The organism is Binatus soli (SeqCode) (assembly GCF_050015535.1).
In the GTDB taxonomy this organism is placed as follows: Bacteria; Desulfobacterota; Binatia; order Binatales; family Binataceae; genus Binatus; species Binatus soli.
In genome coordinates, this window is record NZ_JBEKBF010000026.1 from 16,121 (window position 1) to 30,977 (window position 14,857).

11 protein-coding genes are annotated in these 14,857 nt (G+C 62.4%); 6 read left to right on the forward strand and 5 right to left on the reverse strand.

Annotation, left to right across the window (positions count from 1 at the left end; all coding sequences use genetic code 11):
• The first annotated feature begins 71 nt into the window (after nucleotides 1-71).
• Both ABR989_RS16680 and ABR989_RS16685 read left to right on the forward strand, forming a co-directional pair.
• Entirely contained in the window at nucleotides 72-1,586 is a 1,515-nt protein-coding gene (locus ABR989_RS16680; protein WP_428130445.1) for an aldehyde dehydrogenase family protein, read from the forward strand.
• A gap of 344 nt (nucleotides 1,587-1,930) precedes the next feature.
• Nucleotides 1,931-2,590, forward strand: a complete 660-nt coding sequence (locus tag ABR989_RS16685; RefSeq protein WP_428130446.1) for a hypothetical protein — start codon at nucleotides 1,931-1,933, stop codon at nucleotides 2,588-2,590.
• 15 nt (nucleotides 2,591-2,605) lie between these two features.
• Here the strand turns inward: ABR989_RS16685 and ABR989_RS16690 are convergent, their stop codons facing one another.
• Nucleotides 2,606-3,487, reverse strand: a complete 882-nt coding sequence (locus ABR989_RS16690; RefSeq protein ID WP_428130447.1) for an SDR family NAD(P)-dependent oxidoreductase — start codon at nucleotides 3,485-3,487, stop codon at nucleotides 2,606-2,608.
• 235 nt (nucleotides 3,488-3,722) lie between these two features.
• Here ABR989_RS16690 and mobA point away from each other — a divergent pair, with 235 nt between their 5' ends.
• Entirely contained in the window at nucleotides 3,723-4,340 is a 618-nt protein-coding gene (mobA, locus tag ABR989_RS16695) for a molybdenum cofactor guanylyltransferase (RefSeq protein WP_428130448.1), read from the forward strand.
• Nucleotides 4,341-4,350: 10 nt separating this feature from the next.
• Here mobA and gcvPB read toward each other — a convergent pair whose 3' ends face one another.
• The 3 genes from gcvPB to gcvT are packed head-to-tail and all read right to left on the reverse strand — an operon-like array spanning nucleotide 4,351 to nucleotide 8,412.
• Nucleotides 4,351-5,877, reverse strand: a complete 1,527-nt coding sequence (gene gcvPB, locus ABR989_RS16700) for an aminomethyl-transferring glycine dehydrogenase subunit GcvPB (protein WP_428130449.1) — start codon at nucleotides 5,875-5,877, stop codon at nucleotides 4,351-4,353.
• On the reverse strand, nucleotides 5,877-7,226 hold the full coding sequence (gcvPA, locus tag ABR989_RS16705; RefSeq protein WP_428130450.1) for an aminomethyl-transferring glycine dehydrogenase subunit GcvPA: 1,350 nt from the start codon (nucleotides 7,224-7,226) through the stop codon (nucleotides 5,877-5,879). The genes gcvPB and gcvPA overlap by 1 nt, the downstream gene beginning before the upstream one ends.
• 52 nt (nucleotides 7,227-7,278) lie before the next feature.
• Nucleotides 7,279-8,412 carry a glycine cleavage system aminomethyltransferase GcvT gene (gene gcvT, locus ABR989_RS16710; RefSeq protein ID WP_428130451.1) on the reverse strand — a complete coding sequence of 378 codons (1,134 nt, stop codon included), beginning with the start codon at nucleotides 8,410-8,412 and terminating at the stop codon, nucleotides 7,279-7,281.
• Between the two features lie 130 nt (nucleotides 8,413-8,542).
• Here gcvT and ABR989_RS16715 point away from each other — a divergent pair, with 130 nt between their 5' ends.
• Complete coding sequence (locus ABR989_RS16715; protein ID WP_428130452.1) at nucleotides 8,543-9,445, forward strand: bifunctional 5,10-methylenetetrahydrofolate dehydrogenase/5,10-methenyltetrahydrofolate cyclohydrolase; 903 nt, start codon at nucleotides 8,543-8,545, stop codon at nucleotides 9,443-9,445.
• A gap of 37 nt (nucleotides 9,446-9,482) precedes the next feature.
• On the opposite strand, the gene ABR989_RS16720 is transcribed toward ABR989_RS16715, so the two are convergent.
• Complete coding sequence (locus ABR989_RS16720) at nucleotides 9,483-10,949, reverse strand: glycosyltransferase family 39 protein (RefSeq protein WP_428130453.1); 1,467 nt, start codon at nucleotides 10,947-10,949, stop codon at nucleotides 9,483-9,485.
• A 142-nt stretch (nucleotides 10,950-11,091) separates the two neighbouring features.
• Between ABR989_RS16720 and ABR989_RS16725 the strand changes: the two genes are divergently transcribed.
• Together ABR989_RS16725 and recD2 are read left to right on the forward strand one after the other, a co-directional pair.
• Nucleotides 11,092-12,483 carry an MATE family efflux transporter gene (locus ABR989_RS16725; RefSeq protein ID WP_428130454.1) on the forward strand — a complete coding sequence of 464 codons (1,392 nt, stop codon included), beginning with the start codon at nucleotides 11,092-11,094 and terminating at the stop codon, nucleotides 12,481-12,483.
• A gap of 80 nt (nucleotides 12,484-12,563) precedes the next feature.
• A complete protein-coding gene (recD2, locus tag ABR989_RS16730) occupies nucleotides 12,564-14,735 on the forward strand; it encodes an SF1B family DNA helicase RecD2 (protein ID WP_428130455.1) in 2,172 nt (723 codons plus the stop codon).
• Nucleotides 14,736-14,857 lie beyond the last annotated feature (122 nt).

The following is a 14,857-nucleotide window of genomic DNA, read 5'->3' on the forward strand; positions in this document are numbered from 1 at the left end:
GTCCAAGCCCGCGGGGCAGTCTTCGCGGCCCGGAGCACGGCGATACATCACCCGACAGGAGATAAGGAAAGATGGCATCAGCATCAGCGTCATTGGAATCAGCCACTCGTGGCGCCAAGTCGAGCGCAGCGCTTGAGTTCCTCAGGAGCTCGCCCAAGAAACTTCTCATCAACGGCAAATGGGTGCCGTCGAAGTCCGGCAAGACTTTCGAGACCCTCAACCCGGCCAACGAGGAGGTCCTGGCGCTGGTCGCCGAGGGCGACAAGGCCGACGTGGACGAGGCCGTCAAGTACGCGCGCAAGGCTTACGAGGACTTTAAGTGGGCGAATCTGAGTCCGCATGCGCGCACGGGCTTCCTGCTCAAGATCGCGGACCTGATCGAGCAGCATGCCGAGGAGCTCGCCGAGCTCGAGACGCTCGACAACGGCAAGCCCCTGTTCGAGTCCAGGAACATCGACATTCCCGGCGCCGCGGAGACCTTCCGCTACTACGCGGGCTTCGCGACCAAGATTTACGGCGAGACCAATCCGTCCGATCCCTCGATGTTCAACTACACGCTGCGCGAGCCGGTCGGCGTGTGCGGACAGATTATACCGTGGAATTTCCCGCTGCTGATGGCGTCGTGGAAGATTGCGCCCGCGCTCGCATGCGGCAACGTCGTCATCCTGAAACCTGCCGAACAGACTCCGCTGACGGCGATTCGCCTCGGCGAGCTTATCTGCGAGGCGGGATTGCCCGAAGGCGTCGTGCAAATCATCACGGGCTTTGGCCCCGGCGCGGGAAGCTCGATCGCCGAGCATCCCGACATCGACAAGGTCGCCTTCACCGGCTCTACCGAAGTCGGCAAGCTGATCCTGAAGGCCTCCGCCGGCAACTTGAAGCGGGTATCGCTCGAGCTCGGCGGCAAGTCGCCGAACATCATTTTCCCCGACGCTGACATGCCGGCCGCGGTGTTTGGCTCGGCGCTGGGCATCTTCATGAACCAGGGGCAGGTCTGCTGCGCCGGTTCGCGCGTGTTCGTGCAGGAAAGCGTGTACGATCAGTTCACCGATTCGCTGTCGCAGATGGCGAGCGGACTGACGCTGGGAAATCCGCTGGACCCGAACACCCGCATGGGTCCCCTGGTTTCCAAAGAGCAGCACGATCGCGTCAAGGGATATTTGAAGGCCGGCAAGGCAGAGGGCGCCAAGGCCAAGACCGGCGGCGAGCCGGGCAAGCAGGAAGCCGGATACTTCATCCAGCCGACGGTTTTCACCGGCGTGAACAACCAGATGAAGATCGCGCGCGAGGAGATCTTCGGCCCCGTCGCGTCGGCGATCCCGTTCAAGGACGAAGCCGACGTCGTCTTCCAGGGCAATGACACGACTTACGGATTGGCCGCGGGCGTGTGGACCAAGGATATCAACCGCGCTCTCACGATCGCGCGCAGGCTCAAGGCCGGCACGGTCTGGATCAACACCTATAGCGTACTCGATCCGATATCTCCGTTCGGCGGCTACAAGCAGTCGGGCTTCGGCCGCGAGCTGGGCAAGTACGCGATCGATCTGTACACTCAGATCAAGTCGGTTTACGCCAGGATCGGGTAGTCAAGCGATACGGATTGGCCGCTGGCGGGGCAATCGAAAACAGTTCGAATTCTCCGGCAAGGGCGCCCAACTGGGCGCCCTTTTTTGTGCCGCCGCGCGGCGGGCTCCGTTCGGGGAGAGTAAAAAAATCACGCTTTCGGGGCGCAACCATATTTCGCTTGGCCCGTGGATTCCCTTATATTGACGGCAGTGAGCCAGGAGTGGTTGGCGTCATGCCGCATTAGATCGATTGCGGCCGGCGCACGTCTTAGTGGCGTGAGGATGAGCCGTCCCGAGGGACGGCATTAAGTGGGTGGTGTGAAATCGGCGTCGCCGGAAGTCCGACGGCGCCGCGGGGTTCACTGATGGCGGCCGAGAAGAACGATGACCCGATCGAGGCGACGATCTCGTCGCGAGCGCCGCTTGGTCCTGAATCTCCGCCGCTGCGTCCGCCGAGGCATTCGGAGCTTGAAGAACGGCTCGAAGTTCGTCCCATCGGCACTCCGATGGGTTTGCGCGAGCTCGCCGCGCTCCACAAGCGGACCTGGAGCACGCTAAACGTACAGGAAAAGCGCGTGCACGTGCTGCTATGGCCGCTTGCGATCCATTTTGGGCTCTACGCGGTGGGTCCGGGCAGCGAGCGGCGGCGCCCGCCACTGATTGGCGCGTTTTGGGCGCGGTGCCTGGCTGACGCGCCGCTGACGCTTGGCCATCTGTATCCGCCGCAGTTGTTCAAGGGGATGCTCGCGTCGGAAGTGTTCGAGTTTGGCGGGATGGTGATCGACCCGAATTACCAGGGCAAAGGCCTGGTCAAGATGATGTCGGACACCGCGCGGTTGTTTGTTTTTTCGCGCCGTCCCAAGTTGTTAATCACAAATCCGGTTGAGCCGCTTTACGAGATGTACAAACAGCTCGGGCTCAGGACGGTGGGCCGCGAGCCCGTCGAGCATCCACACGCATTCAACGTGCGGGTGTGGCTGATGTACGGCAAATTCGACGAGCTGGCGAAACCATACTTTATGTAGAGGTTTGCTACATACTTACGACTTCGCTTTGTGCTCCTCCTTGGCCGAGCCGCCCATAAGCGCTCCCGCGCCCCGCATGATCCTGGTGCCGACGCTCAGCAACGTGTCGGTGACGCCCGGGAACAACGACGCGAGTTTCTCCGCGACTGCGGCGCCGGGAGGAACGTCCACTTCCGTCAGCCCGAACGCGGCCGCAGCCAGGACGGCCCACGTCACCCATCGCGGCGGCATCGCCATCATGTCGGATACGCCTTTGAGCGAATCGTGCTTGAGCGCATTGCGCGCCATGGGTGTGTCGATCACCCCGGGCATCACGAGCGACACTTTTATCCCGGTATTGAACAACTCGACGCGCAGAGCTTCCGTCATTCCCACCAGCGCAAACTTGGTCGAGCTGTAGCCGCCGAGGGGACTGACGCCGCGGCGTCCTGCCAGCGACGAGATGTTCACGATGTTGCCTGATTTGGCCTGGCGCATCACGGGCAGCACCGCCTGCATCGCGTTGAGCGCGCCGAAGACGTTTACCGCCATCATCTTTTCGAGGTCTTCGGGACGCATTTGCTCGACCGGATCCGAGATGAGCAATCCCGCCGAGTTGATCAGGATGTCAACTTTTCCGAATGCTTCTTTAACCTGCTCTATCGCCCGGAATACGCGTGCGCGATCGGTCACGTCGCAATCGAGCACGAGCGCTTTGCCGTCTGCCTTGTTGATTTTATGCGCGAGTTCTTCGAGCTGCACGCGCCGGCGTGCGAGCAGCGCAACTTGCGCCCCTTGTTCGCCGAACGCAAGCGCGACGTCATGGCCGATTCCACTCGACGCTCCGGTTACGACCACCGATTTGTCGAAGAAGTATCCGCGCAGCGGTCCTTTGGATTGCCGCTTGGCTTCGCTCATAACCGTCACCTCGATATGGGCGCCGTGGCATGGAACTGATGGTGGGGGCGTCGCGTTTTTGGCATTGTGCGCCGGTCGCACGCGCAGGCGCAAACCGCCGCTGAGGCGGGTTGCCGGGGAGATACGGCGTTAATAGCTTTACGTTTAGAAACAGGGCGCGCCTGGGAGCAACGCCGCGGCGCAATAGTGTTCTGATACCACGATTGCCGCGGGTTCTTTTGTTAGACTCCGCGCCATGAGCTCGATCGTTGCCGCCAGTGCAATCGTCCTCGCGGGAGGGCGTAGCTCCCGGATGGGCCGGCCGAAAGCGGCCCTCGATTTCGCCGGTGTCCCGATTCTGACGAGAATCGTCTCCGAGCTGAAACGGCGCTTTGCGGAGGTCGTGGTCGTTGCGGCCCCCGAGTCTGAGGATTCGCTTCAAATAGATATCCCCGCGATAAAAGTAGTGCGCGACGAGACCGTCTATCAGGGGCCCTTAGATGCGCTCCGGCGCGGCCTGGAGGCTGTTACCAATGAAATCGCGTTCGCTTGCTCATGCGATCTGCCGCTGCTCGATTCCGATGTCGCGGCGGCGATCGTCGCGATGCTTGGTGACTTCGACGCGGCGATTCCAATCGTCGGTGAAAAGCTTCAACCGCTGCACGCCGCGTACCGCAAGCGATGCGCCAGCGCGCTCGCGGCGCTTGCCATCCGGGGAGAGCCACGTCTGATTGCGATCGCCGATGCGGTCAATACGAGAAGAATCAGCGAGCGTGATCTCAAAACGATCGATCCGCAGCTCAGGAGCTTTTTCAACGTGAACACGCTCGACGACTACCAGCGCGCACTCAAGATCGCGGGCCTCGCCAGATAAAATCCCGTCGCTACGCCTTCTTTTCCCACCTCAGAAGCGGGTGGCGCGCGGCCCCGGCCTCGTCCACGCGCGAGACCGGCAAGGTCTGCGGCGCGTTTTTGATGCGCTCCGGATCGTTCAACGCTTCGTCGTAAATCCGTTCCATCGCATCGACGAAGCTGTCCAGGATTTCCTTGCTCTCGGTCTCGGTCGGTTCAATCATCAGCGCACCCGGCACCACCAGCGGGAAATAGATCGTCGGCGGATGGATTCCGAAATCGAGCAGACGTTTGGCGATCTCGAGCGTGCTCACATGGGCGCGCTTTTCGAGGTCGTGCGAGAGCACGCATTCATGCATCGAAGGCTCGCCGGTCGCGCTCGGAAAGTGCGGTTGCAGCCGCTTGCGCAGGTAATTCGCGCCGAGGATCGCCAGCCGGCTCGCCATCCCCAGCCCGTCGCCGCCGAGCGCGAGGATGTACGCGTAGGCGCGCACGATCATTCCGAAATTGTTGTGAAACGAGCGCATCCGTCCGATCGAATCCGGCCGCTCGGTGTCGAATTCATAGCCCGCGCCGGAATGCTTCAAACGCGGCAGAGGCAGGAACGGCTCGAGATGCTTTTTCACGGCGACTGGTCCCGCGCCCGGCCCACCACCGCCGTGCGGAGTCGAAAAACTCTTGTGCAAATTCAGTTGGACGATATCGGCGCCCATGTGTCCGGGCTTCGCAACGCCGAACAGTGCGTTCATGTTCGCGCCGTCCAGGTAGAGCATCGCGCCGCGGTCATGCAATGCCGCCGCGATATCCTGGATTTCCGGCTCGAAAATTCCGAGCGTGTTTGGATTCGTCACCATCATCGCGGCCACATCGTCGCTCACAAGCCGGCGAACCTCTGACGCTTCCAGGTAGCCGCGCCGGTTCGATTTCGCGACGATCACTTCGAAGCCCGCGAGCGTGCAGCTGGCCGGATTGGTGCCGTGCGAAGTATCCGGGATGATCACCTTGTGCCGCACTTCTCCGCGCTTACGATGATACGCACGGACCATCAGCAGCCCCGTCAACTCGCCTTGCGCACCGGCTGCGGGATGCAGCGACACCGCGTCCATCCCGGTGATCTCGGCTAGCGCCGCTTCCATCCGCGCGATCAGTTCGAGCGCGCCCTGGGCAAGATGCGCCGGAGTCGCGGGATGCAGCCCCGCCAGCCCCTGGAGCGCCGCCAGCTCGTCGTTTACGACGGGGTTGTACTTCATCGTGCACGATCCAAGCGGATAGAACTGGAGCGCCTGCGCGAAGTTGAGCTGCGACAGACGCAGGAAATGCCGGATCACCTGCGGCTCGCTGAGTTCGGGAAAGCCCGGAAGATCCTCGCGGCAAAGCTCTACGCCGATGATTTCAGCGCCGCGCCGCTCGCCGGCAGCACGCGGCGACAGGTCCGTTGCGCGGCGGCCTTCGGATGAAAGTTCGAAAATAAGCGGCACGCCTGCCACCGGCTCTATCCGGCGGGGGGTCGAAGGAGTTTCAGGGATCGCGACGGGGCCGATTCTGCCCGCACTTGCCATCACCGCACCTCCGCAATTGCCGCCGCAAGCCGACTGAACTCGTCGCCGCGATTCATCTCAGTGACTGAAACGAGGAGCGCGTGGGAAAGTTCGGGGTAGTCGCCGCCGAGTGCGACGCCGGCAAGGATTTGCTTGCGCTCGGCCGCTTCCAGAGCGGCTAAAGGGTTCGCAAGCTTCAATGCGAATTCGTTGAAGAACGGTCCCGAAAAGCGCCGGCGGATGCCCGCAGCCTCCAGCACCGCGGCCGCCTGATGCGCCAGCTCGACGTTTCGCTCCGCGAGCTCGCGGAGTCCAATCCGGCCCATCAACGAGAGATAGACCGTCGCAGCCAGCGCACACAGAGAATGATTGGTGCAGATGTTCGAGGTCGCCCGTTCGCGGCGGATATGCTGCTCGCGCGTACTGAGCGTCAGGCAAAACGCGCGGCGACTGTCACGATCGCGAGTCTGTCCCACCAACCGGCCGGGCATCTGGCGCAGATGGGTCAGCCGCGCGGCCATGAAGCCAACGCCGGGTCCGCCGAATTGAAGCGGCAGCCCGAAACTTTGACCCTCGCCGACCGCGATATCGACGCCAAGTTCGCCCGGTGCGCGAAGCAGACCCAGCGCGATGCCCTCGGCAGTGACGGAAATGGCGAGTGCTCCCGCGCGATGCGTCATTTGAGCAATCGCGCCAAGCGGTTCGATTATGCCGAGCGCGTTGGGATAGCCGGTGACCACGCACAGCAAGCGATCGTTCGCGATACGATCGAGCGCGGATAAGTCGGTCGCGCCGGTCGCGTCGTCAAACGGAACTTCGACGATCTCGAGTCCGTCAAGCGCACTCAGGTAGGTGCGAATGGTTGCGCGATACTCCGGCCACAGCGCCCGCGAGAGTGCGACGACCGGGCGCGTGGGCATCAACCGTCGCGCCATCAGAACCGCCTCGGCCGCAGCCGACGCGCCGTCGTACATGCTGGCGTTGGCGACTTCCATCGCGGTGAGTTGCGTGATCAGCGTCTGAAACTCGAAAATCGCCTGCGTGGTTCCCTGGCTCGCCTCGGCCTGGTACGGCGTATAGCTGGTCGCGAACTCGGCGCGTCCGATGACAGCGCGCACCGCGGCGGGCACGTAATGGCGGTAGTAACCGGCGCCCAGGAAGCTTAAGAAACCCGACGCGCCCGTGTTGCGGGCCGCCAGCGCTGAAATCTCCCGGACCACATCCGCTTCGCTGCACCCGAGATCGAGATTGATTGTCGCGCGCGCGCGCAGGTTCGCCGGCACATGCGCGATCAGGTCATCAAGATGCTTTGCGCCGACGGTCTCGAGCATCGCCGCGACATCGTTCTCGGTGTGTGGCATGAATCTCATGGAATCAACTTATCCTCCGCCCGGCTCCGCCTCCACTTCACCAACAATTCAATCACACGCGCGCAGCTGATGCCGCAGGCGGCTCATCGCGCCGATAGAACGGTCGCGGCACGATGGTCGCCCGGGCTTTGCGCTCGCGAATTGCAACTTCGAGCGATTCGCCCACGGCCGGCATATTTTTCGCGCCTGCGACCGCGAGATATGCCATCGCGATCGGCCGTTGAATCGACGGCGCGAACGTCCCGCTCGTCACCACGCCGGCCTCATCGCCGTTTCGAAATACTCGGTAGCCCTGACGCGCGACCATCCTGCCATCGTCGGTCTGCAGCCCGACCAATGTTTTCTTCAGCCCCCGGTCGCGTTGCGCGGTAAGGGCTGCCGCGCCGATGAACGGACGCCCCAGCTTTACGAAGGCCGCCAGGCCCGCTTCAAGCGGCGACGAATTGCGATCGAGTTCGTGACCGTACAGCGGCAGCCCGGCTTCGAGCCGCAGCGTGTCACGCGCGCCCAGCCCCACCGGTTTGGCATCGACGCCGGCGCCGGCGTCGAGAATCGCTTCGAACAATCGGCGCGCGCCGGCGTTATCCACGAACAGCTCGAAGCCGTCTTCGCCCGTGTAGCCGGTGCGCGCCGCAATGCAAGTGATTCCAGCGATTAGTCCGCCGGCAACGCCGAAGCGCGCGACGTTGGCGATTGGAAAATCCGCCAGCGTTGCCAATATCGCGACGGCGCACGGTCCCTGAACTGCGACCAGCGCGGTGGCCTCGCTCACATCCTCGAACTTCGCCCGCCCGCCGTTGAGTTCCGCGATCCATTCGCGATCCGTATCGGTGTTGGATGCGTTGACGCAGAGCATGTAACGTTCCGGTCCGAGTCGATACACGATCAGGTCGTCGATCGTCCCGCCGTCCTGCGCGCACATAATCGTGTACTGCGCGTGGCCTTGCTTGAGCCGCGCCGCGGAATTGGTGAACGCCCGCTCGATTGTGCCGAGTGCGTGCGGTCCGCTGATTTCAAACTCACCCATATGACTCAGATCGAAAATTCCCGCCGAATTGCGGACCGCAAGATGCTCCTCGATGATCCCGCTGTAACTGACGGGCATCTCGAAACCAGCGAAAACCGTCATCCGTGCGCCGAGTTTTTGGTGAAGGTCGAACAGAACAGTACGCTTGGGCGCATTCATCAGCGGCAAAATCCTAACAGACGCTTTTGAGCCGAACGAGGCAACCGCGCGTGATCTACCAACAACCGCCCGACTTCTTTCCACAGCGCCTTGCTCGACGCTATCCGGTGCTATAATCGACTGATACCCGATGGCTGCAATCATCATGGATGGCCGGGCGCTGAGCGCGCATCTGATGCCGGAGTTGCGCACCCACGTCGACGAGCTCAAGCGCGAGTTCGGATGCACGCCATCGCTGGCGGCGATCCTGGTCGGCGACGATCCCGCCTCACGCCAATATGTAAAGAACAAGCAGCGCGTGGCGGGCGAACTTGGATGCGACAGCCACACGGTGCGGATGCCGTCGTCGCACGCGACCACCGACGCGTTGCTCAGCGTGATCGAGGAACTCAACGCCGACGCGCGCGTCAATGCGATACTGCTCCAGTTGCCGATCCCGGATTGGGTCGATCGCTTCCGCCTGTTCGATGCGATCGCGCCCGAGAAGGATCTCGACGCCATCGGCGCGTCCAGCGTCGGGGGCTTTTATCGCGGTCAGTGGGGACGCTTTATCCCGTGCACTCCGCGCGGCGTGCTCACCCTGCTCGACTACTACAAGGTACCCGTCGAGGGTGCGCACGCCGTGGTTATCGGGCGCAGCGATATCGCCGGCAAGCCGACCGCGCTGATTCTCGGCGGGCGACTGCGCAACGCGACGGTTACGTGGTGCCATCGCCACACGCGTGATCTCGCCGCCATTTCCCGCGAGGCCGACATCCTCATCCCGTGCGTCGGCGCCAACACCGGCCGGCCCTATCTGATCACGGCGGACATGGTGAAGCCGGGCGCCTGCGTGATTGACGTTGGCTTCAGACGTGTCGGTCCCGGGATATTCATCGGCGATGTAGATTTCGAAGCGGTGAAGGAAGTCGCGGGATGGATTACGCTCAATCCGGGTGGCACCGGTCCCATGACGGTGCTCGCGCTGATGCAGAACCTGATCGACGCGACGCGCTATCAGCTCGGATTGCAACGAGCCGCATACTCCGTCTGAAACGATTCTGGGTGTGCGCGATCCGCGTAATCCCCCATCATTTGACTGCCGGTGTGATTCGGTAAATCGCGAGATGCGGCTGCCGATATGTCTCGACCACACGAAAACGATTCGCGTCCGGCAGCTCCGGCTTAACCTCATCGCGATCCTTCCAACTGACCAGCCATCCGCCGCCCGCCGCCGATACCCGCTCCTCTATAGTCAGTCGCGCGGCCGCGGCGTCAAATCCCGGAATAGCTATTCGCGGATTGGCTCCCTTGAAGTAGTAATTGAATGGAACTGAGTAATAGCCAAATGGAAATCCACCATTGGGGACGTTTGCCGTGTTTCCGTTCGAAACGAACCCCGATTCAAAGAAAACTGGATCTGATGCCCCGCCTGCCGTTACTTGCCCGGCGAAATCTCGCCACGGCTGCGGCTTGGAGCGCGCGAACGGCAGCATGATCAAGCATGCAAGCGCGAAGCCGGCGGCCAGCAGATTGCGCCACTTGACGCTCCACGCGCCGATCAATCCGGCAATCAACAACGACGACGCCGCAATCCCCGGCGCAAAATAGCGCGGATTGAACATCGGATGTAGGATCACCGACCCGACGATGAATGCCAGCGCGGGCAGTGCGATCCACGCCACCAGAAACCGAATCGGTTCGTCGCCATCTCGTTCCACTGTGCGACCGAATACCAGCCACAAGGTCACTAAAGCCGCGACCAGCCCAGCGGCCACTTTAACCGCAAGTGGGTAGTTGTATGGCGGACCCAAATAGTCCAGCCAATGCCCATAAATCATTTGCTGACTCTGTCGAATCGCGTAGGGCAGGTAGGGGACGAACAAAGCGCCCGCGACAATTATCGCCATCCACGCGATCGTGTCGCGTCTGCCGCGCGCAAGATCGCGCAGCAGTATCGCGGCCTCCGCACCGAGGATCATTAACCCGGCCATGTGCGTGTAAGGCATCGCAGCGCCGAGAATTCCGCAGCCGATTCCACCCATGATGCCGGGCCGGGACCGCACTCGCAGCAGCGTCAGCAGATGCGCGAGCGCGATCGCGATGAGCATCGGGTACATTCGCGCCGCGTGCGCGAACACCACCGCGAACGGGTTGAATGCCCACATCGCGGCCGCCGCCAGCGCCGTGCTCTCGTCGAACATTTCGCAGCCGAGCGCGAACACCAGCGCGAGCGTCATCAGCGAAAAGATCACCGACATCGAGCGCAGCGAAATCTCACTCAGCCCGAATATCTGCGTGTAGTAATGCAGTACGACGTAGTAAAAGACCTGCTTGCCGGGATCATGCAGCACCGGCGTGCGAACGATCGCGCCGATTCCCGGTTTTGCCGCCGCCCACGCGCTGTAAGCCTCGCTCGCGCCGAAGGCATTGGCGCCAAGATGAAACGAATAGATCAATCCGGCGGCGACGAAGATCGCCGCGAAGATTTCAAGCGGCCGGCGCGACGGTCTATCGCCCGATAACGATTCGATTGTCGCAGATCCGGCTTCAGTCATCAGGATTCCCTTGTCCGCCCCAGCGCGAGATATAGCGGATTTCGCGCGCGCGCACGATCTTCCTCGGTTCGCGCGTGCCCGGCCGCCGCCGCGCGCAGTCCATTGACTATCACGCCTCGTGCTGGCGTAACTGTTCACAGTCATGTCCGAGTTTCTCGAGTCGGTTCCCGGAGTCGGTGCGCAGAGCGGGGCCGCGATGACCCTGCCACCGATCGAGCGGATCCGCTTCGAGGTATGGGCGCTCGCGTGGCCCGTGATTCTTTCGTTCGGACTCGATTCGATTCTCGGCCTTTCTTCGATGCTGATGGTGGGGCGGCTCGGCGCGAGCGCGGTCGGCGCGGTCGGACTCGCCATGCAAATCCTGGGTGCGGTGCGTGCCGGGATAGCGGCGGTCGGTACCGGCACTGTCGCGCTGGTCGCGCGTTATATCGGTGCGAACGATCGTGACAGCGCCGAGCAAGTGCTGAAGCAGTCCGTCGTCTTCGGCGTATTGGTTTCGACGATCATCGCGATCCCCGTAATAATTTTCGCGCATCCGCTGATGAAATTGTTCCAGGTCAAGGGCGAGATGGCCGAGATGGGTGCGCGTTACCTGCAGGTCGTGATGCTGTCGGAGCCGTTCCAGGGAGTCTTTCTGATGTGCGCGTCGGCGTTGCGCGGCGCCGGTGACACGCGCACGCCGCTGTGGATCGGCGGTATCATCGACGTGCTCGCAATCTTCCTCAACTACGTGCTCATCTTCGGCAAGCTCGGATTTCCCGTGCTCGGCGTGGACGGCTCGGCCGTGGCGACCTTGCTCGCGATCGCTTTCGGCGGGATTTTGTTCTTCTACGCGTTGTCGATCGACGGGATGGTGCTCAACTTCCGCTGGAAGGGGCTGTGGCCCGACTTCGGCCTCGGCAGGCGAATCCTCAGCGTCGGAAATCCCGCCGCCATCGAACAATTGTTGATCCAGTTTGGCTTTGTTGCCTACGTCGGATTCATTGCGCGTTACGGCACCAAGGAAATCGCCGCATATTTCATCGGTGTACGAATCCTGGCGCTGTCGTTCCTGCCCGGCTTCGGATTTTCGGCCGCCTCCGCGACTCTTGTCGGTCAGGGCCTCGGCGCGGGCGACCCGAAGTTCTCGCGCAAGGCCGGATGGGAATCGACCGGCATGGCGATAGTGATGATGACCGCTATGGGCTTGGTGTTCATCGTCTTTGCCCATCAGATCGCGGCGCTCTTCATCGACGACAAACAGGTCATAGCGTACACGGCACAATTCATGTACGCGCTCGCTGCCGCGCAACCGCTGATGGCGATCGATTGGACGATCACCGGCGCGCTGCGCGGCGCCGGCGATTCGCAGTTCCCCCTTTACGGTTCGCTGGCGGGCTTTTACGGAATGAGGCTCTTTCTCACGATTCTCATTTGGTACCACGGCGGCAGCATCATCTGGATATGGTGGTCTCTGCTCGCCGACTACGTCGTTCGCTCGACGGTGAAAGTCTGGCGCTTCCAGAGCGGCAAGTGGGAAACCATCGAAGTCTGAAGTCTGATTTCGCCTGCGCTTGTTGACGCTCCCATCGCCATCAACTGGACGCGGCGCCCGCCGCGCGTAATCCTCTTTCCGTGGCACGAGCGCATCAAGCGGCCGAGACGCTGGAGGGCATCCTCGATCAGGTCCTGTTCGTTAACGACAACAACGGCTATTCGGTCGCCGTCGTGGTCGTTGCCGGCGAACACGGCGACTCCCGCCGCGTCACGGTGGTTGGAAATCTTGCCGGTCTGGAAGTTGGCTCGACCATCCGCGCTCAAGGCGGCTTCGAACAGCATCCGCGCTTTGGCGATCAGTTTCACGTAGTCGATTTCGAAACGGTGCGGCCCGCCGGAGCGGTCGCGCTCGAACGCTACCTCGCTTCGGAAATAAAGGGCGTCGGCCCTGCATTTGCGCGGCGAATCGCCGAACATTTCGGAGACTCGCTCGGCGAGGTGCTCGACAACGCTCCCGAACGCATGCGCGAAGTTTCCGGCATCGGAGCCGCGGTCGCGCTACGAATCGCGGCTGCATGGCGCGACTCGTCCGGGCTGCGCGAGCTGACGGTCTTTCTGCGCGGGCACGGCATGGCTGCCTCGCACGCGCGGCGCATCCACAAGTTCTATGGCAAGGACGCGCTCGACGTCGTACGGCGCGATCCGTACGTACTCGCGCGCACCATTCATGGCATCGGATTTCGCACCGCCGACGCCGTCGCCGAGAAACTCGGCATCCCGCGCAACTCGATCCAGCGCGCCCGCGCCGCGGTCCTGTACCTGCTCGAGCGCATGTCCGACGAGGGCAACGTCTATTCGCCCTTCGAGTATCTCGAAGGCCAGTTCCGCACCGCGCTCGAGATGGAGCCCGAGCTGGCGCGCGGGGCCGTCGATGAGCTGGCCGCCAGCGGCGAGGTGGTCGTCGAAGAGGCGGACGATCACACCGCCGTCTATCTCGCACGCTTGCACGAAGCCGAAGTGAACGTCGCGCGCCGAATCGCGGAATTAAACGCAGGCCGCGCAATGAACAAGGAGCTGATCCAGCGCGCCCTGGATGCGGCCGTGCGAAGCTCCGAACTCGAACTGTCGCCCGAACAAAAGAGCGCGCTCCGATGCGCCCTGGCCAGCCGCGTCACTGTTATCACCGGCGGTCCCGGCACCGGCAAGACGACCCTGCTGCGCTCGCTGCTGGTCGCCCTCGCCGAGGCCGGTTTGAAGCCGACGCTTGCCGCACCGACCGGGCGCGCGGCTCGTCGGCTCCAGGAGGCATCAGGCCGCGACGCAAAGACCATTCATCGGCTGCTCGAATACTCACCCGAGAGCGGCGGCTTTGTCCGCGGCAAGGAATTTCCGCTCCGCACCAACTATCTGATCATCGATGAAGCCTCGATGATGGATGTCGAGCTCGCCTCGAGCCTGCTATCCGCGCTGATGCCGAACTGCTCGCTGCTGCTGGTCGGCGATCGCGATCAACTTCCGTCGGTTGGCCCCGGCAGCGTCCTCAAGGACGTGATCGCATCCGACTTTGTGCCGGTCGTCCAATTGCAGGAGGTTTATCGACAGGCGCGCCGCAGCCTGATAGTCGCCAACGCGCATCGTTTGAATCGCGGTGAATTCCCGCAGATCTCCAACGACGCCGAAGGCGACTTTTTTTTCTTCGAGCGCAACGCCGCCGAGGACGTGCTCGCGACGATCAAGCAGCTCGTGCAACAGCGGCTGATTGGGCGATTCGGAATAAACGACCCGCGCGAAATCCAGGTGCTGACGCCGATGAATCGTGGTCCGCTCGGCACGCACATTCTCAATCGCGAGCTGCAAAGCCTGCTGAATCCCTCGGGACGCGAACTCCGCGCCGGCGATCGCATTTTTCGCGAGGGCGATCGCGTTATCCAGTTGCGCAACAATTACGACAAGGACGTCTTCAACGGATCGATCGGCAGGATTCTCGCGATCGACTCGGACAAGGCGCGCGTGAGCGTCGCGTTCGAGGAGACCCACGCCGAATACGACCTGTCGGACCTCGACGAGCTGGCGCTCGCCTACGCGATATCAGTGCACAAGAGCCAGGGCAGCCAGTATCCCGCGATCGTGATGCCGATACATTCGAGTCACTACCTGATGCTGCGCCGCAATCTGCTCTACACGGCGATCACGCGCGCCGAGCGGGTATGCGTCCTGGTCGGGACCAAAAGCGCATTGCAGCAGGCGGTGCGCAATCAGGATGAGCGTCTTCGCTTCTCGCGCCTGGCCGCGCGATTGCACGTGGCCTAGGGAACCTCTGCACAGGTGGTTGAGCGCAGATCGTTTGGAAAGTGAGTCATGAAAAGTATCGCTGGAGGTGAGAACTCTGTAACGGTTGTTGCGCGGGAAGCGGCCGCGCGGGATTACTCGGA